Source organism: Actinocrispum wychmicini (assembly GCF_004345645.1).
GTDB lineage: Bacteria > Actinomycetota > Actinomycetes > Mycobacteriales > Pseudonocardiaceae > Kibdelosporangium > Kibdelosporangium wychmicini.
In genome coordinates this window covers 184,885-208,740 of record NZ_SLWS01000007.1, presented here as the reverse complement: position 1 = coordinate 208,740, position 23,856 = coordinate 184,885, and the positions used below count along the sequence as shown (strand labels likewise).

At 68.5% G+C, this 23,856-nt stretch carries 23 protein-coding genes and 2 pseudogenes; 18 read left to right on the top strand and 7 right to left on the bottom strand.

Annotated features, from left to right (window positions below):
• The first annotated feature begins 1 nt into the window (after position 1).
• The 5 genes from EV192_RS31250 to EV192_RS31230 all read left to right on the top strand — a co-directional run bounded on the left by EV192_RS31250 (position 2) and on the right by EV192_RS31230 (position 6,625).
• Complete coding sequence (locus EV192_RS31250; protein WP_207926309.1) at positions 2–1,042, top strand: amino acid--tRNA ligase-related protein; 1,041 nt, start codon at positions 2–4, stop codon at positions 1,040–1,042.
• Positions 1,043–1,057: 15 nt separating this feature from the next.
• Entirely contained in the window at positions 1,058–1,774 is a 717-nt protein-coding gene (locus tag EV192_RS31245) for a thioesterase II family protein (protein ID WP_132121813.1), read from the top strand.
• 1 nt (position 1,775) lies between these two features.
• A complete protein-coding gene (locus tag EV192_RS31240) occupies positions 1,776–2,600 on the top strand; it encodes an SDR family oxidoreductase (RefSeq protein ID WP_132121811.1) in 825 nt (274 codons plus the stop codon).
• On the top strand, positions 2,597–5,245 hold the full coding sequence (locus EV192_RS31235) for a non-ribosomal peptide synthetase (RefSeq protein ID WP_132121809.1): 2,649 nt from the start codon (positions 2,597–2,599) through the stop codon (positions 5,243–5,245). Before EV192_RS31240 ends, EV192_RS31235 begins: the two co-directional genes overlap by 4 nt.
• Positions 5,246–5,395: 150 nt before the next feature.
• Positions 5,396–6,625 carry a winged helix-turn-helix domain-containing protein gene (locus EV192_RS31230; RefSeq protein WP_165960703.1) on the top strand — a complete coding sequence of 410 codons (1,230 nt, stop codon included), beginning with the start codon at positions 5,396–5,398 and terminating at the stop codon, positions 6,623–6,625.
• 50 nt (positions 6,626–6,675) lie between these two features.
• Here the strand turns inward: EV192_RS31230 and EV192_RS31225 are convergent, their stop codons facing one another.
• Positions 6,676–7,518 (bottom strand): sugar phosphate isomerase/epimerase family protein, encoded by an 843-nt coding sequence (locus EV192_RS31225; protein ID WP_132121805.1) that lies wholly within the window; start codon positions 7,516–7,518, stop codon positions 6,676–6,678.
• Positions 7,519–7,767: 249 nt separating this feature from the next.
• On the opposite strand from EV192_RS31225, the gene EV192_RS31220 reads away from it, so the two are divergent.
• Genes EV192_RS31220 through EV192_RS31210 form a run of 3 tightly spaced genes read left to right on the top strand, consistent with a single transcriptional unit; the run spans position 7,768 to position 11,897 of the window.
• Positions 7,768–9,051 carry an MFS transporter gene (locus EV192_RS31220; protein ID WP_132121803.1) on the top strand — a complete coding sequence of 428 codons (1,284 nt, stop codon included), beginning with the start codon at positions 7,768–7,770 and terminating at the stop codon, positions 9,049–9,051.
• Between the two features lie 18 nt (positions 9,052–9,069).
• On the top strand, positions 9,070–10,647 hold the full coding sequence (locus tag EV192_RS31215) for a condensation domain-containing protein (RefSeq protein ID WP_132121801.1): 1,578 nt from the start codon (positions 9,070–9,072) through the stop codon (positions 10,645–10,647).
• The gene (locus EV192_RS31210; RefSeq protein ID WP_132121799.1) at positions 10,644–11,897 is read left to right on the top strand and encodes an ATP-grasp domain-containing protein; all 1,254 of its coding nucleotides are present in this window, start codon (positions 10,644–10,646) and stop codon (positions 11,895–11,897) included. The genes EV192_RS31215 and EV192_RS31210 overlap by 4 nt, the downstream gene beginning before the upstream one ends.
• 289 nt (positions 11,898–12,186) lie before the next feature.
• On the opposite strand, the gene EV192_RS31205 is transcribed toward EV192_RS31210, so the two are convergent.
• Positions 12,187–12,912: an IS630 family transposase gene (locus tag EV192_RS31205; RefSeq protein ID WP_424923404.1), complete on the bottom strand. Its 726-nt coding sequence runs from the start codon at positions 12,910–12,912 to the stop codon at positions 12,187–12,189.
• 11 nt (positions 12,913–12,923) lie between these two features.
• On the opposite strand from EV192_RS31205, the gene EV192_RS31200 reads away from it, so the two are divergent.
• The 5 genes from EV192_RS31200 (at position 12,924) to EV192_RS56155 (ending at position 16,854) form a co-directional block, all read left to right on the top strand.
• Positions 12,924–13,880, top strand: a complete 957-nt coding sequence (locus EV192_RS31200) for an integrase core domain-containing protein (protein ID WP_132121795.1) — start codon at positions 12,924–12,926, stop codon at positions 13,878–13,880.
• Positions 13,881–14,283: 403 nt separating this feature from the next.
• Positions 14,284–15,009: a transposase gene (locus EV192_RS31195; protein ID WP_132121793.1), complete on the top strand. Its 726-nt coding sequence runs from the start codon at positions 14,284–14,286 to the stop codon at positions 15,007–15,009.
• A 249-nt stretch (positions 15,010–15,258) separates the two neighbouring features.
• Positions 15,259–15,786, top strand: coding sequence for a hypothetical protein (locus EV192_RS31190; RefSeq protein ID WP_132121791.1), 528 nt, complete (start codon positions 15,259–15,261; stop codon positions 15,784–15,786).
• On the top strand, positions 15,786–15,983 hold the full coding sequence (locus EV192_RS31185; RefSeq protein ID WP_132121789.1) for a hypothetical protein: 198 nt from the start codon (positions 15,786–15,788) through the stop codon (positions 15,981–15,983). The genes EV192_RS31190 and EV192_RS31185 overlap by 1 nt, the downstream gene beginning before the upstream one ends.
• Before the next feature lie 184 nt (positions 15,984–16,167).
• Positions 16,168–16,854: a response regulator transcription factor gene (locus tag EV192_RS56155; protein ID WP_243727196.1), complete on the top strand. Its 687-nt coding sequence runs from the start codon at positions 16,168–16,170 to the stop codon at positions 16,852–16,854.
• Here EV192_RS56155 and EV192_RS31170 read toward each other — a convergent pair.
• Positions 16,829–17,179 carry a VOC family protein gene (locus EV192_RS31170; protein ID WP_132121787.1) on the bottom strand — a complete coding sequence of 117 codons (351 nt, stop codon included), beginning with the start codon at positions 17,177–17,179 and terminating at the stop codon, positions 16,829–16,831. The two genes, EV192_RS56155 and EV192_RS31170, sit on opposite strands and share 26 nt — an antisense overlap.
• 49 nt (positions 17,180–17,228) lie before the next feature.
• On the bottom strand, positions 17,229–18,059 hold the full coding sequence (locus tag EV192_RS31165; protein ID WP_132121785.1) for an SDR family NAD(P)-dependent oxidoreductase: 831 nt from the start codon (positions 18,057–18,059) through the stop codon (positions 17,229–17,231).
• 163 nt (positions 18,060–18,222) lie between these two features.
• Between EV192_RS31165 and EV192_RS31160 the strand changes: the two genes are divergently transcribed.
• Complete coding sequence (locus EV192_RS31160; protein ID WP_132121783.1) at positions 18,223–18,867, top strand: winged helix-turn-helix transcriptional regulator; 645 nt, start codon at positions 18,223–18,225, stop codon at positions 18,865–18,867.
• A gap of 438 nt (positions 18,868–19,305) precedes the next feature.
• On the opposite strand, the pseudogene EV192_RS31155 reads toward EV192_RS31160, so the two are convergent.
• Positions 19,306–19,464 (bottom strand): annotated as a pseudogene (locus EV192_RS31155) (IS5/IS1182 family transposase); the annotation flags it as partial.
• A 241-nt stretch (positions 19,465–19,705) separates the two neighbouring features.
• Here EV192_RS31155 and EV192_RS31145 point away from each other — a divergent pair.
• Positions 19,706–20,680 carry an MFS transporter gene (locus EV192_RS31145; protein WP_207926308.1) on the top strand — a complete coding sequence of 325 codons (975 nt, stop codon included), beginning with the start codon at positions 19,706–19,708 and terminating at the stop codon, positions 20,678–20,680.
• Positions 20,677–20,937: a hypothetical protein gene (locus EV192_RS54980; RefSeq protein ID WP_207926307.1), complete on the top strand. Its 261-nt coding sequence runs from the start codon at positions 20,677–20,679 to the stop codon at positions 20,935–20,937. The genes EV192_RS31145 and EV192_RS54980 overlap by 4 nt, the downstream gene beginning before the upstream one ends.
• 4 nt (positions 20,938–20,941) lie before the next feature.
• On the opposite strand, the gene EV192_RS31140 is transcribed toward EV192_RS54980, so the two are convergent.
• Positions 20,942–21,355 (bottom strand): aminotransferase-like domain-containing protein, encoded by a 414-nt coding sequence (locus EV192_RS31140; RefSeq protein WP_132121781.1) that lies wholly within the window; start codon positions 21,353–21,355, stop codon positions 20,942–20,944.
• Between the two features lie 448 nt (positions 21,356–21,803).
• On the opposite strand from EV192_RS31140, the pseudogene EV192_RS56150 reads away from it, so the two are divergent.
• A pseudogene (locus EV192_RS56150) lies at positions 21,804–22,638 on the top strand (transposase); the annotation flags it as partial.
• A 425-nt stretch (positions 22,639–23,063) separates the two neighbouring features.
• Here EV192_RS56150 and EV192_RS56145 read toward each other — a convergent pair.
• Positions 23,064–23,306: a hypothetical protein gene (locus EV192_RS56145; protein ID WP_243727195.1), complete on the bottom strand. Its 243-nt coding sequence runs from the start codon at positions 23,304–23,306 to the stop codon at positions 23,064–23,066.
• On the opposite strand from EV192_RS56145, the gene EV192_RS57485 reads away from it, so the two are divergent.
• Positions 23,205–23,729: an integrase core domain-containing protein gene (locus EV192_RS57485; RefSeq protein ID WP_424923408.1), complete on the top strand. Its 525-nt coding sequence runs from the start codon at positions 23,205–23,207 to the stop codon at positions 23,727–23,729. The two genes, EV192_RS56145 and EV192_RS57485, sit on opposite strands and share 102 nt — an antisense overlap.
• Positions 23,730–23,856 lie beyond the last annotated feature (127 nt).

Here is a 23,856-nt window from a genome sequence, read left to right as displayed (position 1 = left end):
GATGTCCCAGCCGACTGTCCTCGCTCCCGCCACGTACGCCAGCAACGAGCCTGGCGCGTTCGTCACCGCGCTGCGCTCCCCGTGGTACGCACTGATCGCAGACCTGCAGGAAACGCTCCAGTGGACGACAGTGCAGTACGCCCGCTCACAGGGGCTCAAGAGCATGTGGCTGCCGCTGACCACCCGCACCATCACCTGCCCGACGGCGCTGGGCAGTGACTCGGAAGCGGTCAGCGTCCACGTCGTCGGCGTCGACACCTACCTGCCGGACTCCATGCAGTTCCTGCTGGAGTACGCCATCCGGCTCGCGCCCGGCGGCAGTTACAGCGTCCTGCCGTCGTTCCGGGGCGAGACCCCCGACCGGTCGCACCTCAACCAGTTCACGCACAGCGAGGTCGAGCTCCCCGGCGGCCTGGACGACCTGGTCCGCTACGTCGACGGCTACGTCAAGGCGTTGGCCCAGGCGCTGCTGGACGACCACGGTGACCGGCTGGGCAAGGCCAGGGGCGACGTGTCCCACATCGAACGGATGGCCGCCCGGGCCGCGCCGTTCGAGCGGGTCACCCTCGATGAGGCGGTGCGCCTGGTCGGGGACGTCGACGGCTGTGTCCGCGACGAGGGTGACTGGCGGACGCTGACCCGCAAGGGCGAGCGGCTGCTGATGTCCAGAGTGGACGAGTTCGTCTGGATGACCCACCACGACAGCCTTTCCGTGCCCTTCTACCAGGCCTTCGGCGACGACGAGCGGACAGCGTTGTGCGCGGACCTGTTCTTCGGCGTCGGCGAGGTCGTGGGGTCCGGCGAACGGCACGCCACCCCGGACGGCCTGCGCAAGTCGATGGCCATGCACAACGTCCGTGAGGACGAGTACGAGTGGTACGTGCGGCTTCGTGAGGAGGCGCCGATGCGGACCTCCGGGTTCGGCATGGGTTTCGAGCGGTTCCTGATGTGGGTGCTCAACCACGACGACATCCGCGACATCCCCCTCGTGTCCCGAGTGGACGAACCACTCCAGTGGCCACCCGCCGTCGTACGCCCCTGACCGGAGCAGGATCGCATGACCACAGTACCGATCACCGTCCTGTGCATGCCGCACGCCGGCGCCGGCGCCGGCTTCTTCTGGGCGTGGCGGCAGGTGGCCCCCGAGGGCCTGCGGCTGGCGCCCATGCAACTGCCGGGGCGCGAGGACCGTACCGACGAGCAACCACACCGGGACGTGGCCGTCGCGGTGCGCTCCTTGCTGCCCGAGGCTGTCACGGCCGCCGCTGGTTCGGCTGGCATCGCCGTGTTCGGCCACAGCCTCGGCGCCGTGCTGGCGTACGAGCTGGCGCGGGCACTGGAGGAACGCACGGAGCTACCGGTGGCGCACGTGTTCGTCAGCGGCTCGCCAGGGCCCTGGCACGGCCGCGTGAAGCGCTCCGACGGGCTGGACGACGCCGAGTTCGTGGCGCGGGTGGAGGAACTGGCGGGCTACCGCCACCCCGCGTTCGACGACCCGGAGTTCCGCGCGTTGGTGCTGCCCACGTTGCGCGCGGACGTGGCCATGCACGAGTCGTACCGGCCGTTGTCCGACGAACCGATCGAAGCGCCCGTCACGTGCCTGCGCGGCGCGGACGACACCCTGGTGTCCGAACAGGACGCCCGGCGGTGGGCGGACGCGACGACCGGTGGGTTCGACTACGTCGAGATGCCCGGCGGGCACATGTACCTCACCGAGTCGGCCGCGAGTTGTCTGGACGTAGTGCGCGCGGCGACGCTGGACGAGGTGCGCTGACGTGCGACTGGTAGGCAAGACCGTGATCGTCACCGGGGCCGGTCGCGGCATCGGCCGTACCTGCGCGGTGCGGTTCGCACGCGAGGGCGCGGATCTGGTGCTGCTGGACACCGGCGCCGACATCGACGGCGTGCCGTACCCGCTGGCCACCCGGTCGCAGCTGGAACACACAGCGGACCTGTGCCGCCGGGCCGGGGCGGTGGCGTTGAACGTCCTCGCGGACGTGCGCGACACCGCCTCGGTCACCGCCGCCGTCGACACGGCGTTGCACCGGTTCGGGCGGATCGACGTGCTGGTGAACAACGCGGGGATCGCCGCGCCCGCCGGGAAACCCGTGCAGGACATCGCCGACGACGAGTGGCACCTGATGATCGACGTCGACCTGTCCGGCGCGTGGCGGATGATCCGGGCGGTCGTGCCGGGGATGGTGCGCCAGCGCGGCGGCAGTGTCATCAACGTGGCGTCCACGGCCGGTCTCGTCGGGTACCGGCACTTCGCGGCTTACGTGGCGGCCAAGCACGCCCTTGTCGGGCTGACCAAGGCCGCCGCGCTGGACCTGGCCCCCATGCGGGTCCGGGTCAACGCGCTGTGCCCCGGCTCGGTCCGCGACGTCCCCGAGGCCGAGAGCCGGATGCTGGCTGAGATCGCGCGCAGCCTCGACGTGGACGCCGACGACTACGAGCGGGACTTCGTCACCGCCCAGCCGATGAACGCCCTGCTCGAACCGGACGACATCGCCGGCGGCGCGGTCTGGCTGGCCAGCGACGACGCCCAGCAGGTGACGGGCACGACCATCACGGTTGACGGGGGGTTCACCGCACGATGACACACCGATCCGCGGGCGGGTTCGACGACGACACCACCCACGCCATCCTGCTGCGGCTTTCCGATCCCTCGCTCGTCGCCGTCGCACGGGCGGAGGCGGCGCGGCGGGGGTTCTGGGTGGAGGACGCCGGGTTCCGGTCCGGCTCGGAGCACGCCGAGCGGCTGCGCTGGCGAGAGGCACGTCGCCCGCTGAACCCCGACGACCCTGGGCCCCGGGTGGTCCTGACCCGCTACACGGACGGCGCGGCAGACCTCGTGGTGTCCGCCCGGCGAAGCGCGCTCGACCACGCCGGGCTGCGAGGCTTGGCCCGTGCGCTGACCACACGCGAAGACCTGCTCCTTGAGCCGCCTCCGGTGGGCGGTGTTCGTCTGACGGCCGCGCTCGCGCCACCGTGGGGACTGTTGGACGACGAACCGGTTCCGCCGGACGACACGTCGCCCAAGGGGGACTTCGCCGCCGACGTCGTGCTGGCCGCGACAGCGGTGGTGCTGTACCGCTACCAGCGTGATGCCCTGGTACGGGTCGCGGCGGTGACCGAGGCCGGGGTGCGTGTGGTGGAGTTGACCGCGCATGAGGACCAGCCGGTCGCGGACTTGCGGGCGTCGGTGCGGTCGGCGCCGGGCGCGCCGGACGGCGAGTCTCCGGCGGTGTGGGTGGTGCTCACCGGGGACGCCGACTACATCCCGCTGCCTACCGACGGGTTCCCCTTGGTGCTCTCATGGCACGGAGACGCGGACGTGTTCGCGTTCGCCGGGCTCGAACACGCTCGGTCGGCCGTGCACGCCGTCGTGGCCCACGACTTCGCCCGCGCGACTGCGTACGTGGCCGCCCAGCTCGCCGACGCCTGCCCGGACGCTGTCGTGGGCGACTTGGAGCTGATGGACACGGCTGCCGCGGCGGCCGTGGTCGACCTCGGGCGCACTTCCGTGCCGCCCGCGCCGACGTTGACCATCCACGATGCCGTTGCCAAGTTCGCGGCGACGCACCCCGATTCGGTGGCGGTCAGTGACGACCGGTCAAGTCTGACCTATGCCGAGCTGGAGGCGCGCGCCACCGCGTGGGCGCGGGCGTTGGTGGATCGAGGTGCGGGGCCGGGTCGGTTCGTCGGGGTGTGCCTCAAACGCATGACCGACCTCGTGGTGGCGATGCTGGCGGTGCTCAAGACAGGCGCCGCGTACGTCCCGATGGACCCACAGTCACCCGACGAGCGGTTGCGGTTCATCGCCGAGGACGCCGGCCTGGTCGCGGTGGTGACCAGCGTGTCCGGGTTCCCCACCGAGGGTGCGGTCCGGCCGGCCGAACTCACCGCGTCGACCTCGACCACGGGCCTGCCCAGGGCGCGGCCGGACGCGCCGGCCTACGTCATCTACACCTCGGGTACCACCGGTCGGCCCAAGGGGGTGGTGGTGCCGCACCGGAACGTGTTGGCGTTGCTCGCCGCGACCGTCGACGACATGTCACTGTCCACCGAGGACGTGTGGTCGTGCTTCCACTCGGTGGCGTTTGACTTCTCGGTGTGGGAGATCTGGGGCTGCCTGGTCACCGGCGGCCGGCTGGTGCTCGTGCCGTATCTGGTGACCCGGTCGCCGGAGGAGTTCCACGCACTGCTCGGGCGCGAGGGTGTCACCGTGCTCAGCCAGACCCCGTCGGCCTTCGCGGGGCTGGTGGAGGCGGACGCGCGGGCAAACGCGGGCGCGCCACGGCTGATCGTGTTCGGTGGTGAGGCCTTTGACCCGCGTCCGGCGGTTGGCTGGCTGCGTCGGCACCCGGAGAGCCGCCTGGTCAACATGTACGGCATCACCGAAACCACCGTCCACGTCACCGCACAGGAAGTGCGGCTACGCGACCTGCGCACGCGCCGGTACTGCGTCGGGCAGGCCATCCCCGGGTGGACGGTGTCCATTCGGGACAGTCGGGGCCGGCCGCAGCCACCCGGCGCGGTGGGGGAGATCTGGGTCGGCGGCGCGGGGCTGGCCACGCACTACCTCAACCGGCCAGAACTGACCGCCGAACGGTTCGTGTTGGACCCGTATACCGGTGAGCGGCAGTACCGCAGCGGCGACCTCGGGCGACTGCGCATGGACGGCAGCCTCGACCACGCCGGCCGCCTGGACGACCAGGTGAAGATCCGAGGTTTCCGGATCGAGTTGGGCGAGATCCGCGCGGCGCTGCTCGACGCGGGCGCGGTCGACGCGGCGGTGGTCGTGGCCGGGCAGGAGGCAGGCCCGGAGTACGCGCGCTTGGTGGCGTACGTGGTCGTTCCGTCCGGCGGCACGGCGGCGGACGTACGGCGCCGTGCCGGGATGGTGCTGCCGGACTACATGGTCCCGGCTGAGCTCGTCGAGCTGCCCGCCCTTCCACTGACGCTGAACGGCAAGCTCGACCGGGCCGCGCTGCCGGCCGTCACCATACCCTCCACAGTGGACGAACCGGGGCCGGTGGACGGCATGCTTTCCGTGTGGCGGTCGGTGATCGGGCCGCACGTCGGCCCGGACGACCACTTCTTCGACCTCGGCGGGAACTCGCTGCTGGCGGTGCGGCTGCTCGCCACCCTGCGCAGGGCCGGCTTCGGTTCGATCGCCCTGCGTGACCTCTACCGGCATCCGACACCTAACGGGCTGGCCGCGAGCCTATCGAACGGTTGAACGACGAGAAACCCCTTTCCTTCGACGGAGAGCGACGATACGGTTACAGAGAACGCCCAGGCGGATGAGCTCGGGGGTGAGCACCGGTTCCGCCTGGATCGAAGGCAACGAGAAAGCTGGGGGAACTCGATGCACCCGCGTGGCACACATGTGTCAACGGCCGATCACCGCGCGAGCTTCGACACCGACGCGGTCGACTTCGGCAGGTTGCTGCTCAAGTACCGAAAACGCCGGCGGCTCACCCAGGCCGAGCTGTCCGGCCTGTCGACGGTGAGCGTCCGGGCGATCCGCAACCTCGAACAGGGCCAGGTCGGCGCGCCCCGCCGGGACACCGTTCGGCTGCTGTCCGACGCGCTGCGGCTGAACGCCCAGGAGCGCGTCGAGTTCGACCGCGCGACCGGCGCGGAACCCGGCGGTGCGCTCCTGGAGACCGACGCGCTGCGCGCGCCCTCCTCCTCCCAGCCGCTGCGAGGTCGGGAGCAGGAAGTCGCGGCCGTGCTGAAGCACGTCCTTGGCGAGCACGAACAGTTGATCGCCGTGACCGGGTTCGCCGGTGTCGGCAAGACGCGCGTCGCGATGGCGGTGGCGCAGGCCCTGGAGGCGTGCGAAACCCCGTCCGTGCTGTGGGTGGCGGTCCGGCAGGACTCCGACAACAGCGTGGTCGACGGCTTGGCCTCGTCGATCGGTGACCGGTCGGTGCTGGTCGTGCTGGACGGCAACGACACCGACCAGGTGTCGGTCGCCACCATGAGGTCACTCGTGCGCGAGTGCCCCAACCTGCGCATCCTGGAGACCACGCGGACCCCACGCGTCGAGTCCAGCGACTACCACCTGGCGCTGCGCCCGTTGCCGGTCACCGAGCCGTTCTGTGCCGGTGACGCACCCGCCGTGGCGCTGCTGCTGGACCTGGTCGCCGATCTACAGCTGGGTTTCGTGGCCGACCCGCCGACGCTGGGCGCGTTCGCCGAGATCTGCCGGCAGCTCGACGGCCTGCCCCGCGCCCTGGAGGCGGCCGCCGCGTGGTTCACCATCCTCTCCACCGACGAACTGGTGCGGATGGCCCGGACCGACCCACAGCTGCTGGCCACACCGCCCGGCAGCGACGTCGACGCGGACACGAGTGTCCCGCAGGCCGTCGTGGCGCAGCCGCCCGCCGCCCGCGACCTGCTGACCGGGCTGTCGCACTGGCGGGACCCGTGGACGGTGCGGGACGTGGTGCTCCGCACCGGGATGTCGTGGGCCGACGTGGCCCGTTCCGTGCACTCGCTGTTGGGACACGGCCTGATCGCGCAGGTGACCTCGGACGACGACCTGGTCCGGTTCACCGTGCTCAACATCGTTCGGGCGTACCTGCGCCGGACCGCGGAAGCCGTGGCGTGATGGTGGTGTTGTGTCCCGAGGGTGCCGGGCCGCCGGGACACAACGCGTCCTCAGGCGTTGGCCGGCGCGGACTGCTGCCAGAGCTTGTCCAGGTACTCCAGGCCGGACTGGACGCTGTCGTTGCGGGTCTCGAACGCGATGAGACCCTGCCACTCCGTCGAGCGAATCACCTCGGTGATCCGGGTCACCTCCAACGTGCCTTCCGGCAACGCCAGGTGCGCGTCCTGGTCGCCGCTGTTGTTGCTCAACGAAAGCGCGGCGATCGACGGGGCGAAGTTCTCGAAGATCGGCACCGAGGCCGGCTGGTTCACGTTGGCGTGCCCGACGTCCAGGATGAACTTGACGTCCGGGATCCGGTCCAGGGCGACCGCGAAGTCGGCCTCGCGGGTGAACACGTAGGAGAACGGGCGGTACTTGGGGTAGAAGGACAGGTTCTCCAACCAGATCGTGACACCCTTGTCGGCCGCCTCGCGCACCACGGTGGCCAGCAGTGTGAGGAACCGGTCGAGGGCGGCGTCGCGGTGCGCCTTGGTGGGCCGGGGTTCGACGAACGCGCCGCCGTGGATGATCAGGGCCGTGGCCCTGATGTCGGCGGCGAGGTCGATCTCGGTCCGCACGTACGCCAGGGCGGCGGCGTGCACCTCGGGGATCTCGGACGCCAGCGGGGCGCGGAAGTTGCCGTGCAGGACGGGGGACAGGCCGCGCCCGGTGGCGTCGGCGACCAGGTCGGCCCGCCGTTGGGGCGACCAGTTCGCGGGCATGTCGGGCAGGTGGCTCGCGTCCACGTACCAGTGGCTGCACGCCTCGTCCCGCGCCGCCGCGAGTCCTTCCTCCGCACCGAGGTAGCGCTGCACGGCCACACCGGTGACGAAGGGCAAAGACCAGGATTTCACTGTCGCACCAGCTCTCGTAGGAATCGCGTTTCTGTTGACCCGGCGCACAGTGAAGTACGCCGCCGGCTCGGCGTGCGGCAGAAAAGGCAGCAGCTATTGGGAAGTTTGGCCGGTGCCGGCGGGAACCGGCACCGGATCGGCATTTCTTCAGCAGTTCGCACCTTCCGGTGGACGGGCACCGGGGGTGCTGGCAAGGTGGACCGTCGGGCGTGGTGAGCGTCCGGTTGACGAAGTGGGGAGAGTAGTCCAGTGACGCAGTCGGCATCGCCGCGTGGTGCCACAGTACGACCGAATGATTCACTCTGGCGAAACCGCAATTTCGTGCTGTTGTGGTTGGGCCAGGGCGCGGGCACGCTTGGCCCGCAGGTCGCGCTGATAGCCATGCCGTTGCTGGCGCTGGAGGCTCTGAACGCGACCGCGTTCCAGGTGTCGCTGCTGACTTTCCTCGGCTGGCTGCCGTACCTGCTGTTCTCGCTGCCCGCCGGGGTCATCGCGGACCGCGTCGACCAGCGCCGCCTGATGATCGCCTGCGATCTCTGCCGGATGCTGCTGATGCTGTCCATCCCGGCGGTCACCCTCCTGGATGGGCTCAGCCTGGGCTACCTGTACGCGGTGATCAGCCTGTCCGGCGTGCTGACCGTGCTGTTCACCGTCGCCTACCGCAGCCAGCTGCCGAAGTTGGTCAGCAGGGCGCAACTGGTGGACGGCAACGGCAAGCTCGGTGTCTCGGAGCGGCTGGCCGAACTGTCCGGCCCAGCGATCGGCGGCGCGTTGGCGGGGCTGATCGGCGCCGCGCGTGCGCTGTACGCCAACGCGTTGGCGCTGGTGCTGAGCGCGACCACCCTGTGGCTGATCAAGGTGCCCAAGTCGGAGTCGACCGGCTCGACGCGGGTGTCGTTCAAGGCCGCCATGGGGGAGGGGCTCACGTTCGTGCGTCGCGAGCCGATCCTGCGGAAGCTGTTGCTGTGCACCAGTGTGTGCAACTTCTTCGTGATGGCCTCGGTGTCCATCCAGGTCACCTTCATGGCCCGCGAACTGCACGGGTCCGAGTCGGCCATCGGCCTGGTGTTCACCGCCGGCGCGGTGGGCGGTGTACTGGCCGGGGTGTTCGCGCACCGGATCGCCGTCCGGGTGGGCACCGCGCGGATCATCTGGATGTCGATGCTGCTGCCCGGCCCGCTGTACTTCCTGATGCCGCTGGCGACCTCCGGCTGGGGCCTGGCGATGTACGGCGTCGGCCTGGCCGCGATGTCGGCGAACTCCACCCTCTTCAACACCGCCTCCCTGTCCTATCGGCAGATGGTCTGCCCGCCCGAACTGCTCAGCCGGGTGAGCTCGGTGTATCTGTGGATCGCCTACGGTGTGGTGCCTTTGGGCTCCTTGTTCGGTGGCGCACTGGCCACCGGGGCGGGGTTGCGCACCGCGCTGTGGGTGTGCGTGCTCGGGATGTGGAGCGCGTCGTTGTTCGTGGTGTTCTCGCCCCTTCGGAAGATGCGTGACGTGCCGATCCCGGACCGGGCGCACGCCACGTGAACATGAGGAGCCACCAGGATGGAAACCGGTCACGCGTGGACCGCCGCTGACGCGCTGCTGGGCATACTCGGCAAACACCTGTCGGCCCCGCGAATCGATCTCGACAGCCGGTTCCACGGGCTCGGCGGGGATTCGCTCGTCGCGATCCGTGTGGTCAACGAGGCGCGGGCGATGGGAATTCCGATCACCCTGCGGGACCTGTTGGTCAAGCAGACCGTGCGCGGCCTGCTGAGCCTGCCGAAGGTTTCGGAGCGCCACGACGCCGAACGCGCCGACATCGAGCCATTCGCGTTGCTGGACAAGGAAGATCGGGCGGTGGTGCCGGACGGCGTGGCGGACGCGCTGCCCGCGTCGGCGCTCCAGGTCGGGATGCTCTACCTGTGTGAGATCGCCGGGGATCCGTTGCTGTACCACGTGATGACGGGCTGGGAGGTGTGCGCGCCGTTCGACGCCGACCGGTTCCGGGACGCGTTCGCGCGGCTGGTCGCACGACATTCGGCGCTGCGCACGTCGTTCGACTTCGACACGTTCTCCGTGCCGGCGCAGGTGGTGTGGCGTGACCCGGAGCCGTCACTGACCGTGGTGGAGACCGACGACTCGGGGAAAGCCGAGGCGCTGGTGGACGACTGGTGCGCGGACGCTGTGGACGTCACCGCCGACTGGCGCTCACCCCGGCTGTTCCGGTGCCATGTGGTCGCCACGCCGGAGTCGTTCCGTGTCGCTCTGGCCGCGCACCACGCGGTGTTGGACGGGTGGAGCCTGAGCCGGCTCACGGTTGAGCTGATGACCGCCTACGCCGGCGAGGAACTGCCGCCGATCCCCGCGACCGTGCAGCACGACTTCATCGCCGCCGAACGCTCCGCGCTGGCTGATTCCGCCTCCGAACGGCATTGGATGGCGCACGCCGACGTGCCGCCGCTGCTGCTGCCCGACGGGCCGGGCGTGGTCCCGAACGCCGCGCAGCGCCTGGAACTGCCGCTGGACGCCGGGCTGGTGGCCGCGCTGCGCGGGGTCGCCCGGACCCTCGGCGCGCCGCTGAAGTCGGTGTTCCTCGCCGCGCACGCGCGAGCGCTGGCGACGTGGACCGGCCGGGAGACGGACGTGGTCACCGGCGTGGTGTTCAACACCCGCCCGGAGAGCCCGGGTTCGGACCTGGCGGTTGGGCTGTTCCTCAACACGCTCCCGGTCCGGTTCCCGTCGCTGGACGGCACGTGGTCGGACCTGGTGCGTGCCGCGGCGGAGGCGGAGGCGAACGGTGTGCCGCACCGGGCGTACCCGCAGGCGAAGCTGGTGGAGCGGCTGGGCCGGGCGCCGTTCGACGTGACGTTCAACTTCATGAACTTCCACGCCTACGGCGAGCTGGACCGGCTGGACCTGGCGACTCGGGCCTGGTGGCGGCGCGGCAAGCCGAGCTTCCCGTTCCACGTCAACGTGGAGCTGTCGGGCGCGGCGGGCCAAGTGCGGGTCGGGTTCGACTCAACGCTGCTGGCCAAGGAGTCCGCTCAGTCCTATATGGACATACTGGGCCGGGCGCTGGACGCGGTCGCCGTGAACCCGGTAAGCCCAGCCGCGCCGAGGGATCGGGGGAACAGGTGACGAAGTTCGCCGTGCTGTACGACGCGGGCGCGGTGCCCGCGGGCGAGATCGGGGTGGGCTTGGCCGATCTCGGAGAAATCGTTTTCTTGGTGCCCGACGACTCGGACCACGTGGCGCAGCTGCGGCCGGTGATGGAGATGCTGGGCGAGGTGCGCCCGCTGACCGACCCAGCGGCGGACGCGGCCTCGGTGCGGCCGGACGCGGTGCTCACGTTCAGCGAGCGGATGATCGTGCCGGCGGCGGAACTGGCGGCGGCGGCCGGGGTGCCGGGCCAGTCGGTGCGCACCGCGAAGCTGTTCATCGACAAGGGGCGGCAGCGACAGGTGTTGCGCGACGCCCGGGTCGACCCGACGAGGACCGCCGTCGCGGAGACGTTCGACGCACTGCCCGGCGCTCTCGCGGAGATCGGCCTCCCGGTGATCGTGAAGCCGGTGACCGGGCGGAGCAGCCGCGACACCTACGCGGTACGGACCGACGACGACGTCCGCGAGGTGCTGGCGGAGATCGGCGCACTGGCTGAGTGGTCGCCGTTCATCGTGGAGGAGTTCCTGGCGGGGCGGCCCAGCGAGCCGTTCGGGGACTACGTGTCGGTGGAGAGCGCCTGCACACCGACCGGCATCACGCACTTCGTGGTGACCGGCAAGACGCCGCTCGCGCCGCCGTTCCGGGGCACCGGCCGGATCTGGCCCAGCCACCTGCCGGAGGCGGAGAACCAGGAGGTTTGCGACATGGTGACCCGCGCCCTCGAGGCGGTCGGGTCCGACTGCGGGTACACCCACACCGAGCTGAAACTGACCGCCGCCGGGCCGCGCGTCATCGAAATCAACGGCAGGCTCTCGGCGCACGTCAACTCGATGGCGCAGGAGTCGTGCGGGGTGGACCTGGTGCGCGTGGGCGGCCTGATCGCCCTGGGCGAGCAGCCGCACCTGCCGCCATTCGACTTCGGCGGCAAGGTGCACTTCCAGTACAACAACATCGCCCCAGTCGCGCCTGCACGGCTGGAGGACGTGCGCGGCGGCGATGCGGTGCGCGCCCTGCCGGGGGTGACGGCTTACCGGAACTTCGTACGGCCTGGCGACGAGTTGCCCGGCGGCACGATGAAGGTCGAGTTGGACACCCTGTCGGGGGTGTGCGACGGCCACGACGAGGTCATGCGGACCATCGACGCGGCGCGCGGCTCGCTGACGTTCGAGTTCCTTTTCGCCGACGGCGTCCGCCCGGTCAACGGCCTGGACCTGACGAACCACTGACCTTGCACCTATGAGCACGTCCGCGCTGGCCACCAGCGCACGCCAGTCCTCGCCGGCGTCAATCAGGTCGACTCCAGCCTCGTGAGCCTCTCGTAACCACAGCTGGACCTGCCGAGCGCCGTGCTCCGCCCACACCGCGGGGTGCAGCGTCGCGATCACCCTGTGGTTCGCCGGAAGCTCCCAGGAAAGCCGCATCAGCAGGTCTCGCTGGGTGGCGATCAGCGACCGCGGTCCCCAGGTGGAGGCCACGGCCACCAGGATATGCGAGTCACGGACGCTTAGTGCCGCATCAAGCAACGTTGGGTAGGTAGTCCGGGCGGCGGATCTTGGAGTTGACTGCGAAGTGGCGTTTCGGGTGGCAGTGGCGGTTGCGCCAGCGGAGATAGCCGGCGATGGCGGCTTCCTGAGCGGCGTGGCTGGGGTAGTCGCTGCCGTCGAGGGTGAAGTAGCGGATCGCGGTGAACTCGCACTCGATCCAGTTCAGCCAGGACGCGTTGGTGGGTGTGTAGACCAGTTCGATGTCGTGATCAGCGCACCAGGTTCTGACCTCAGCCTTGCCGTGCGGTCCGTAGTTGTCGCAGATCAGGAAGAGCTTCCCGGCGGGGAAGCGGCGGCGTAGCTGCTTGCAGAAGTCGAGGAACTGCGGCCAGCGTTTGCGGTCACGGAACCGGTAGAACATCTGCCCGGTGCCGGGGTCGAGCGCGGCGAACATGTGCCGGACTCCGTGGATGCGAGTGTAGGTGGCGCGCCGCCGGGCCGGCCGACCTTTCGGGAACCAGCCCCGGCCGGGGCGGGGTTGGAGGTTCAGCGGCCCGAATTCATCGACACAGATCACCCGCCCATCGACGGGCGGGTGGTCATACAGGTCGAGGATGCGGTTCTTCTTGGCTACGAAGTCCGGGTCCTTGCTGGCTTTCCAGGTTTTTGTGGCTTGGCAGGACACGCCCGTGTACCGTGCCAGAACTCGGAGTTGGTGCCGTGACCTGGAGTTTCGTCTAGGACCGGGGACGGGCATGATCATCTTCCGTGGTGTTCCGTCTCTTGTACTTGGTCACTGTTCGGGTCCTCGGATGGCTGGCGTTGCTCTCCGGCGGCAGGGCTGCGTTGATCGCCGAGGTGTTGGCGCTGCGTCATGAGGTGGTGGTACTGCGCCGTCAGGTGGGCAGACCGCGTCCCATGTGGCCGGATCGGGCGGTGCTGTCGGCTCTTGCCAGGGTGCTGCCGCGCCAGCTGCGGGGGCATCGGATCGTCACACCTGCCACGCTGTTGGCTTGGTACCGGCGTCTGGTCCGGAAGAAATGGACGTATCCGCATCGGACAGGGCGCCCGCCGATCGCTGAGGAGATCCGATCCCTGGTGGTGCTTGTAGCGCAGCAGAATCCTCGATGGGGACACCGCCGAATCCAGGCCGAGCTCGCCCGGCTGGGGTACCGAGTAGGTGCTGGCACGGTACGCCGCATCTTGAGCCGGGGGCGTCTTGGGCCGGCTCCACGATGCGAGGACACGACGTGGCGGACGTTTCTGCGCAATCAGGCGCGGGGCTCGCATCCGACTGCATTGTGGGTCATCCAGCAGGCCCGCAACCTGACGATGGACCTCGCAGAACGGATCGCCTTGTTCCGATTTCTCATCCGGGACAGGGACACGAAGTTCACTGCCGGGTTCGACGCCGTGTTCATCGACGAGGGGATTGAGGTGGTGAAGATTCCGCCGCGGACACTTCGAGCGAACTGCTACGCGGAACGGTTCGTGCGCAGCGTCCGGTCGGAGTGCACTGACCGGATGTTGATTTACAACGAGCGGCACGCCAGCGTCGTCTTGGGACAGTACGTCCGGCATTTCAATGACCACCGACCGCATCAGAGCCTCGACCACCAACCGCCCAACCACAACCCCGACACCATGACCCCGTTGGACGCACCGATCCGCCGTCACCGCGTACTCGGCGGAGTGATCAACGAGTATCACCGAACCGCAGCCTGAAGACCAACTCACGGCCAGCAGAACCGCTGGTCAGCGCCCTGTCAGCGTTTTGGCACGGTACAGGCTCCTCGGAGGCCTGATCAGCGAGTACGAACCGGCCGCGAAACCTACTGGTCAGCATGTGTGACTGACTTTTGGAACCCCGCACGTTCCTTCAGCTCAACCGGGTACTTCGCTGCCCCTGCCATGCCGTAGATCCTTCCCAGATCCAACGGCCTCCAAGATCACCGGGGTGGTCCAACCTCCGCAGTTTAGCCACAAATGAAACACGTTCAGCTGACGTCACGTAAGTGCGATGCTGCCCGGGTGGCTTTGGGTGAAAGCACATGCGCGGCGGGGCAGATGCCCGGAGACGCGATGAGCGTGCTTACATGGTTCCTGCGTCACGCCAAGCGTAATCCAGGTGAGCCCGCTGTGGTGGTCGGCGAGGTTCGCCGCTGTCCATGTCCTGCTCGCTCAGGGGGCCGGGTTGATGGAGTGCGCCCGGCGGCTGGGCTGGGCGCTGAACACCGTCAAGCGTTACGCCCGCGCTGAGAAGGCGGAGGACTTGCTGCGTCCGCCACGCTACGGCATCTGCCTGGTCGATGCCCACCGCGACCTGGTGCAGCGCCGACTGGCCGACAAGACCCCGGTCACCCGGATCCTGGCCGAGATCCGTGAACACGGTTACAGCGGCAGTGCCAACCTGCTGGTGCGCTACATCAACCAGGGCCGAGCCGACCCGCAGCGCGTAGTGCCCACGCCACGTCGTCTGGTCTCCTGGATCATGAGCAGGCCCACCGACTTGCCCGATCACACTCGCCGTCACCTGCACGACCTGCTCACCAGCTGTCGCGAGATGAGCACGCTGGCCGCCCGGGTCCGCGAGTTTGCCACCATTCTGACCCAGCGCCGCGGCCAGGACCTCACCGAATGGGTCACCACGGTCCGCCTCGATACGTTGCCCGGCTTCGACTCGTACCTCAACGGATTGCTGAAAGACTGGGATGCCGTCGTGGCCGGTCTGACTCTGCCGTTCAGCAACGGCCCCACCGAGGGCGTCAACACGAAGATCAAATACCTGAAGAGGCAGATGTACGGCAGAGCCGGATTCTCGCTGCTGCGCAAGCGAATACTACTCAGCCAGTAACGTCGGCACCAGATCGGCGACCGCAGCCGCAAACAGCCTCACCGCCACCACCCCATCAAGTTGATCACACAATCACCGACAGAGCCTTTCGTTTGACAGTCCCCCTGGGCCACCTGTTGCTCGCCACCGACAACTTTGTGGCCCACTAAGGTTGTCAGCGTGGCCACGACGCGAACGCTTCCGATGCCCATCGTGTACGGCGTGATCGTGGGTGGTGTGGCGTTGCTGGCTACGGCTGTGTAGTGGGTGGTGCCTGGCTGGGCGGTCAGCGGGGTCGCGGCGCTCGTGGGCATCGCGGCGGGCTTGGTGTTGGCGGTGCCGATCCGGGATCAGCGAGCACGCCGTGAGCAGGCCGCCACGGCGGCCTTCGCCGCGTTGCCGTCCTATCGAGTATTGATCGGCGCCGCACTGAGTCTGGTGGAACTGCTGGTGTGGCGGTCGGTTCGCGACAAGAGCGGCCAGTCTGCCGGTGACAACAGTGGGAGCGGCGACCCGGACGAGCTGGCCCGGCCGGTGGTTTACGCGGCCCGCGCGTTGGCATTCCAACCCGCGCCCGTATATCAGCCGGCTGACGCGGTCGTGACCGCCGCCCGCGAGGTGGCCCGGGTGGTGGTCGAGATCCGCTCCACGACCAGACCCGGGCCTGGCGGCGCTGTCGACCTTCGTGTGGCCGACCGCCACGCCGCTGCGGTCGCCGAGTTGCGGGACGCGCGCGACCGGTTCGTCACCGTCTGCCGGGTCGCCCTCGGTGTCGAGCAGGGTTCTCGGAGGATCTGATGCGCAGCTTCGCTACGCGGGCGTGGTCACCGCTCGGGGCCAGGCCGCATGTCTTTGTGGTCATGCCCGAACTGGCCGTCCTGGGCGACGCCTACCTCGCCCAGGTCGCGCACTGGTGGACCACGACCCGCCCGCGTGATCCTCGGCCGGTGATCCGCCCGGTTCCCGCGCGCTACCTGCACTTGACCCTGGCCTGACTGGACAGGCTCAGCAGCCAGATCACCCCGGCCCAGTGGGATCGGCTGACCGACGAGCTGGCCGACCGGCTACGGTCACTGGCCCCGGTGACGGTTCGGTGCGGTCCCGCGATCCCCGCGAGCTGCGCGATCGAGGTGTGGGTCGACCCGGACCCGCAGTTGGCCGAACTGGCCGCGGTGGCGCGTGCGGCGCTGCGGGTGGTGTTCGGGCCCGAGCCTGCTCGCCACCCAAGTGTCCGCATTGGACAGTCGGCTGGCCGACCACCCGCTGACGCCACGGCAGGTCGAAGTGGCCGGGCTGGTCGCCAAGGGATACACCAACAAGCAGCTGGCGACTGCCCTGCATATCGCCGAACGCACCGCCGAGAGCCACGTCCGGAACATCATGACCACCCTGGGCTTCCAGTCACGCAGCCAGATCGCCACCTGGAGCACCCAGCACCAGGGCCCTCCTGAACTCAGCCCGTCAAACCGGCCTTGGTGCCGGACAGGCGAGGTCTTCGAGGATCGTTCCCGTTCGCCGCCACAACTCGTGGGCGTCAACGTGGTTGTCGGCGCTGTGGAACGTGTCGCCGAGACGGTCGAGAGTGGTGGCTTCGTTGTACTGGTCGCCGAGCTCGCGCGAGAGGGCCAACGACTGCTGGTAGTAGTGGATGGCCTCGGTGTGGTGCCGGAGGCGATGGTGGGCGTAGCCGAGGCTGTGCGGCGTGCCCGCCCGTCCTTCCGGGTCCGCCAAGTGGCGGTGCAGGTCCAGGGCGTGCCGGCATCAGGTGATGCTTTGTGCGAAGTGCCCGAGCAGCGCGTGGTTCCAGCCCAGGATGCTGAGCGCTCACACCCGTCTGGTCTCAGGCGTCCTGCTGCCACTCGATGATCTGGAGGTAGTTCCCGTCGGGGTCGGCGAACGTGCCGAACTTGCCCTTCACCCGGTCCTCGACCGAGATCCACTCCACGCCGGCCGCGTTCAGCTGGGCCGCCACGGCGTCGAAGTCGTCGACGTGGAAGTTGATGATGGTGCGACCCGGTTGGTTGTTCTTTGCCTCGACGTCGTCGCGCCCGTCGATGACCAGCAGGAAGCCGCCCAGGTCGATCGCGCCCTCGCCGGTGAATTCCGGCGCCAGCGCCTTGATGTACCAGGCCCGCAGTTCGGCGGGACGGGTCGTGCCGAGCAGCATGCTGCCGGGCTTCAGTGTCGTCATGTCGAATCTCCTCAGATATGGAACTACGTTGACACCTCAAGACCGAAACTCAGTCCACGAGTGCGCCGCCGGACAGATTGACGACCGTTCCTGTCATGGCTCCAGCGCGATCTGAAGCCAGGAACGCGGCCGTCTCCGCTATCTCAGCGAGGGTAGGCAGCCTTTTCAGGAGCGTCCCCTGCACCATCCCCCCGCCTTCGAGGAATTCCTGGACCGACTGCCCGGCCGCGGCCGCGGATTGTTTGAAGAGGTCCTTGGTGTAGGAACCCGCGGCCGGCGCATCGACAACAGCGTGCGGACGGATGTCGACGACCCGAACGTTGCTGGGCGCCAACTCCGCGGCCAGCAGCCGGGAGAACGCCTCCTTGCCGGCCGAGCTCACGCCGTGCCCCAAGATGCCGCCTACAGCCAGTTTCGCACCCGGCTCGGACAAAGTCAGGATGACGCCAGGACGCTCGCGACCCATGTGCCGTGCCACAGCTTTGCTGGTGACGAACAGCGTCCGCAGAAAACCGTCAATCGGCCGCATGAACTCCTCCAGGGAGAGGTCCGCCAGCAAAGTCCCCTGGTCGTGCATGACGCTCACGGCGTTGACGGCGATGTCGATGCTGCCGGCCGTCGCCGCGATCGCATCGGCGTGTCTTTCGACCGCCTGCTGGTCGAAAACGTCAACTTGCGCGGTCTCGACCGGTCCGCCTGTGGCGGCGATATCACGCGCCACGGCGTCGAGTTTCGCCCGCGTCCGCCCGGCGATGAAGACCCTCGCGCCTTCCCGGGCGAATACCCGTGCGATGGCGCCGCCGATAGCGCCCCCACCGCCATAGATCACAGCGTTCTTGTTCTCAAGCAGCGCTACCGGCTGAGTACTCGTCTGCGTCATCCTGCTCCCTCTCGATAATCCCTCGCGCCGCTGCTGAGGGGCCCAGTACGGCCGGGCGAGCCAACAGTAACCGCAGTTGGCTTCAAAAAACAACCATAGTCAGTTGTAAAAAACAACTAGATGCCATGGTAGTTTCGGACCAGATGGGACGAGGAGAGTGGCCATGCCAACCAGCCGTAGCTATCGGGACTCCTGTGGGATCGCCCGGGGCCTCGACGTCGTCGGAGAGCGATGGGCCCTGCTGGTCGTCCGCGAGCTGCTCCTGGCGCCGCAACGGTTCTCCGAGCTGCGGCATGCTCTGCCCCACGTCAGCTCGAACCTGCTGGCAGACCGACTCCGGGAGCTCGAACACCACGGGGTGATCCGCCGTGGACCGGCACCGACGGCCGGCCTGCGGGTCTACGAACTGACCGAATGGGGCCGGAAGCTGGAACCGATCCTGCTGGCTCTGGGCGACTGGGGGATCGACGCCCCGCAACCCCCGCCGCCGACCGCGCTCAGCGCCACCTCTGTGCTGATCTTCCTGCAAGGTGCCGCTCGCCCCGACCCCGCGGCACCGCCAACGACTTGCCGTCTCGAGCTCGACGGTCGGGTTTGGACGGTCCGCCTGGCGTCCGGACGGGTTCAGGTGCAGCCCGGTGAACCCGCGACAGCAGACGTCTCGCTCCGCGCAGGGCCTAAGACGCTCAGCGCCCTGCTGGCCGATCCAGCCACCCTCGCAACCGCATGCGCCGACGGCAGCGTCGCCGTCGTAGGAGATCTGTCAGCTATCGGCCGGCTGCTGCACGCGGTCACCGACATCCGGTAGATCTCCGGTCCGGTGACGGCGACCGGGCCGGCAAGTCCGAGGAAATCGGCAGGAAAGTGGGCCGGCCGGCATGACAAGCCGAGTGGCCAGGCGAGGAGACGGGAATTGAGGAAACGAGTTGGAAAGCGTTTGTTGGCGGGTGCACGTCGGCGACGGAAACGGTCCGCAAGTAGGCTGCGGCACCCGCTGGATCTCGAACTTCACGTCGTTCCGGCTCTGTGAAGACGGCCCCGGGGACGACACCTGCTCGGTCTGGAGGCTTGTGAGATAAGGCCTGATCCCCGCCAAGGTGCCCGTGGTGCACAGGCTGGTCGCCTGCCTATCGCTCCAACTGGTGGTGCAGTTGCCGGGCGTGGCCAAGGCGTTGGTGGTTGTGGCGATCAGGATCCCCGCCGTGGCGACCGCGATGATCGTGGCACCGACCGTCTTTCTTTTGTTACGCAAGCGATTCTCCTCCTTGTCGGACACGATCCGGTCGGGCACGCGACGGCGGTGGCAGCTCATCGGATGGGTCGGGTCGAGGATCGGTCGTGCGGGTAACAACGCGGCGAACTGGTCCCACAAGGGGTTAGTCAGCCATGATGGCAGGGCAGGCACGGGTGGACTACGACGAGCTGGGTCGTCGGCTCGTGTACGCCCTGCAGTTCAACGGCCGGGCCGCGTTCAGCACTATCGCCCGCCGGTACAGCAGGTTGCGGTCGACCGGGCGGTGCGAGTGCTCGGCGGGGTCCCGGGGCGGAGAAGGCTCTGGCCGAGATCCGGTCTGCCGTCGCCCCACGCGTCCACCGACCAGGCCGCACTGGACCTCCAGTCCACTTGAGGTTCAACAACGACCAGCATGGCGGTGGAGACGCGGAACTGGTCGTACTGGCGTGTGTTGCGCGACTGTCGGGTCTGGGTACTACTGGCCGGCGATCTCGTCTCCAACGTGGGCGATGGCATGATCATCACGGCACTGCCGTTGTTGACCCTACGTATCCATGGTGGTGTGCCTGCGCCGCTTGCCGTCGCGGCCGTCGAGGCCTCGCCGTACGTGCTGGCCACGGTATTGGCGTTCACTGTCGGGCTCACCAGGTTGCGTATCCCGCCGCGCGCGTTGATCATTGTGGACTGTCTGCTGCGTGGCGGCGTGCTTGCCGCGCTTGGGCTGCTGGCCATGGCGGACGCGATCACGCTGCCGGTGCTGGTCTGCGGGTTGCTGATCGGCTCAGTCTTCCGGCTGGTCGGGATGAGTGCCCGTCGGCTCGCGGTCACCGCGATGGCGGCGCCCGAAGGCAGGTTGGCGGCCAACGGGCTGCTCGGCACCAGTACCAGCCTCGCGATCTACGCGATCGGCCCAGTGGCGGGCGGGATACTGGCAGCCGGGCACAACCCGGGGATCGCCCTGCTCGTGGACGGGGCCAGCCTGGTCCTGTTGCTGGCCGCGGCCATCGTCGTCACCCCGCAGGCCGCGGGTTCCGTCGACGGCGAGAGCATTCCTCGGTCCGGCTTGCGGATTCTGCGCCGTGTCCGGGTTACCGCACGGCTCCTGGTGGTGGTGTTCGGCTTCAACCTGTTCTACATGCCGATCGAGATCGCGCTGCCGCTGCTGGTGCGTGGGCCGCTGGGCGGTGACGCGGTGTCACTGGGTCTGATCTGGGCCGGGTTCGGTGTGGGCGCACTGATCGGCGCGGTGTTGACCGGCCTGCTCCGGAAGCTGCCCGAGCAGCGGCTGCCCGTCTTGATCATCACCGCGTGGGCTGCCGTAGTGCTGCTGCTGACCGTCGCGCCGTCGGTGCCCTATGCGGTGGCCGCGTTCTTCGTAGGTGGTTGATCTACGCGCCGTTCACCCCGGTGGTGTACACATTCGTGCAGGTCGTGCTCAAGCCGGACGAGCAACTGCCGGTGATCACGTTGTGGACTGCGGGCTCGGTACTTGCCGCTCCTGTCGGCCTCGCGGTCGCGGGCCCGCTCATCCAGGCAGTCGGCGCGCGCGGCGGCTTGATCGTCTCGGCACTGCTGACCATCGCGCTCGTGCCACTGGCGACCGTCGGGTTACGCGGTCGCGCCGGCGACACCGACGGACGGTGACCCCTCACCTGCCGGGGAGGTCTCTGGCCGCGAGTGCCAGCCTGCGGACGCCCTCGGCCAGTTCGGCCGTCGCGGCGAAACCTATGCGCAGAAAGGTTCCCGGAGGCTCGGCGGCAAAGTACTGCCGACCGTCGGCGATGGACACTCCGTGGCTCCGTGCGGCCTCGGCCAGGTAGTCGGCCGTTGGGCGTACCCACAGGTGCAAGCCGCCCGCGGGTACGTGTGTGATTGTCCACTCTGGAATCTCTCGCACCAGCCCGGCGGCCAGCACCGCGCAGCGCTCCCTGAGGGCAGTGGCCAGTGCGCGCAGGTGCCGCTCCCACCCCGGGGTGCTGACCAGTTCGACGGCGGCCTCCTGCAAGGAGCAGGCGACGAGGAAGTCGTCGACGGTGCGCATCGCTCGCGGCCGTTCCCGCACCGGACCACGGGCGATCAGCGCTCCGATCCGGAGACTCGGGCGCGGCGGGCTTGGTCAGCGACGTCATGTACACGACTGTGCCGTCGCGGTCGTCGGCGATGAGCGGGCGAGGCATCGAGCCACCGTGTCCCAGGTGGCGGGCGAAGTCGTCTTCGATGACGAACGCTCCGGCGGCGCGGGCAACCTCCACGACCTGCCGGCGACGCTCCGCGGACAGTATGGTTCCGGTCGGGTTGTGGAACGTCGTCGCACGGATCGCAGCAATGCTGCGGAAACGGCGCAAGACCCTCGTGGTCTGCCGTGACTGCCACGCCACGATCCACGCGACGGCTGACGGAAACGCATAGATCACTGGAGAGCCGCCTGCGGGGAAAGCCCGCACGGGCGGTTCGGGAGGAGGGCACCGGAAAAGGACCTGCATCGCAGGCACCTCGCCGGTGTCCTACCTCACCCGCTGGGGTCCTTTGTCGACCACGGCATCGAGGGCACCGGTGAGCCGCTGGCAATCCTGCTGCGACCGGGCAACGCCGGCAGCAACACCACCGCCGACCACATCGCGGTGGCCCGGGACGCGTTGCGGCAGTTACCGGTCACCGCCAAAGGAGGCAGGATCGGACGCAACGTACTGATCCGCACCGACGCCGGCGGCGGCACGCATGAGTTCACCGACTGGCTGCACGCACGGAAACTGAGCCATTCGCTGGGCTTCAGCCTGCCCGATGACGCGGTCGAACGCATCGCCCAGATCCCCAAGCAATCATGGACTCCCGCCTACGATGACGAGCGCACACCCGCGATGGCGCCTGGGTCGCCGAGGCCACCGGCGTGCTCGACCTGTCGGGCTGGCCACTCGGGATGCGGGTCATCCTTCGCAAGGAACGACCGCACCCCGGCGCCCAACTGCGGTTCACCGACGCCGACGGCAACCGGCTGACCGCCTTCGCCACCAACACCTCCCGCGGTCAACTGGCCGACCTGGAGCTACGGCACCGTCGCCGAGCCCGCGCCGAAGACCGTATCCGCGCCGCCAAGCCACCGGGCTGACCAACCTGCCTCTGCACGGCTTCGCGCACAACTAGATCTGGGTCGCCATCCTCGCCCTCACCGGACATCAAGCCCGTAAGTGGGAACCCAAACGCCTGCGGCTACGGCTGTTCTCCCTCGCCGGACGCATCGCCCACCACGCCCGACGCATCCACCTCCGACTGGCCACACACGCTCCATGGACCGCGCTGACCCTCACCGCCTACCAGCGCCTGAACACGCTGCCAGTACCGACCTGACCAGCCCGAAACCCGTCCCTACGAGCAGAAAGCCATCACCGGGAACGTGGAACCCGGCGTCACCCACCCGACAACGGGCACACCCGCCTACCCAAACCAGGAAAGAAGGCCACCCACCAGCAACATCACCACCCCAGGCGACGCCGTCACCCACGCGAAAGATCCGGGCCAGACGCCGATGGCACGCGGCCTTCCCGATCCAGCCCGCGACAATCCTGGCCTGGCACCGCAAGCTCATCGCACGGAAATGGGACTACAGCACGTGCCGACGACCCAGTGGTCGACCGCCCACGCACGCGACAGTCGCGAAGCTCGTTCTTCGTCTGGCCCGTGACGACCCACGCTGTGGCCACCGGAGAATCCACGGCGAACTGGTCGGGCTCGGGCACCGGATCGCCGCATCGACCGTCTGGAAGATCCTCAACTCAGCTGGCATCGATCCCGCTCCGCGTCGAACCGGTCCGGCCCGGAAGCAGTTCCTGGCCAGCCAGGCCCGCGGTATCCTCGCCGCGGACTTCTTCCACATCGACACCGCGCCACGCATGAACGCACACTGCGAACGGGTCATCAGAACCCGCCGCATCGAGGTCTGCGACCGCGTTCTGATCCTCAACGCGGCACACGCCCGACACGTCCTGGCCGAAAACCAGCGGTACTACATCCAGCACCGGCCTCACCAAGCCTGGCAACAACGACCACCTGAGCCTTGCCGACAGCCGAAACTGTACAGACGGCCAACACTCGCACCCTGCTACGCACCCATGTCCTCAGTGGACTCATCAACAAGTCCGATACGCAGCCTGACGTGCAACGATGACTTTTCGAGCGGTATAGGCCAAATGTTCGTCCACGGCCGAATCGTCATGAGCGTCCCCGATACCTCATCCCCGATGACCCTTGTCCACAGACGAACGCCTTCGCCGAGCGCTGGATTGGCTCCGTCCGTCGGGAGTGCACCGACCGGATCCTCATCATCGGAGAGCGCCACCTACGCCTCGTGCTCGGCATCTGCGTCGCCTATCACAACGCCGGGCGCGGCCACCAAGGCGACGGGATGCTTCTACATGCCCTCAACGACGAACCAAACATGATCCCGTTCCCGGCCCGGTTCGACCGGATCCGACGCCGACAGCGCCTCGGCGGACTACTCAACGAGTACCGGTCCGCCGCGTAAACGTCCTGGCCAGAACCGGTAACCGAATGTCGACCACCGCAGGC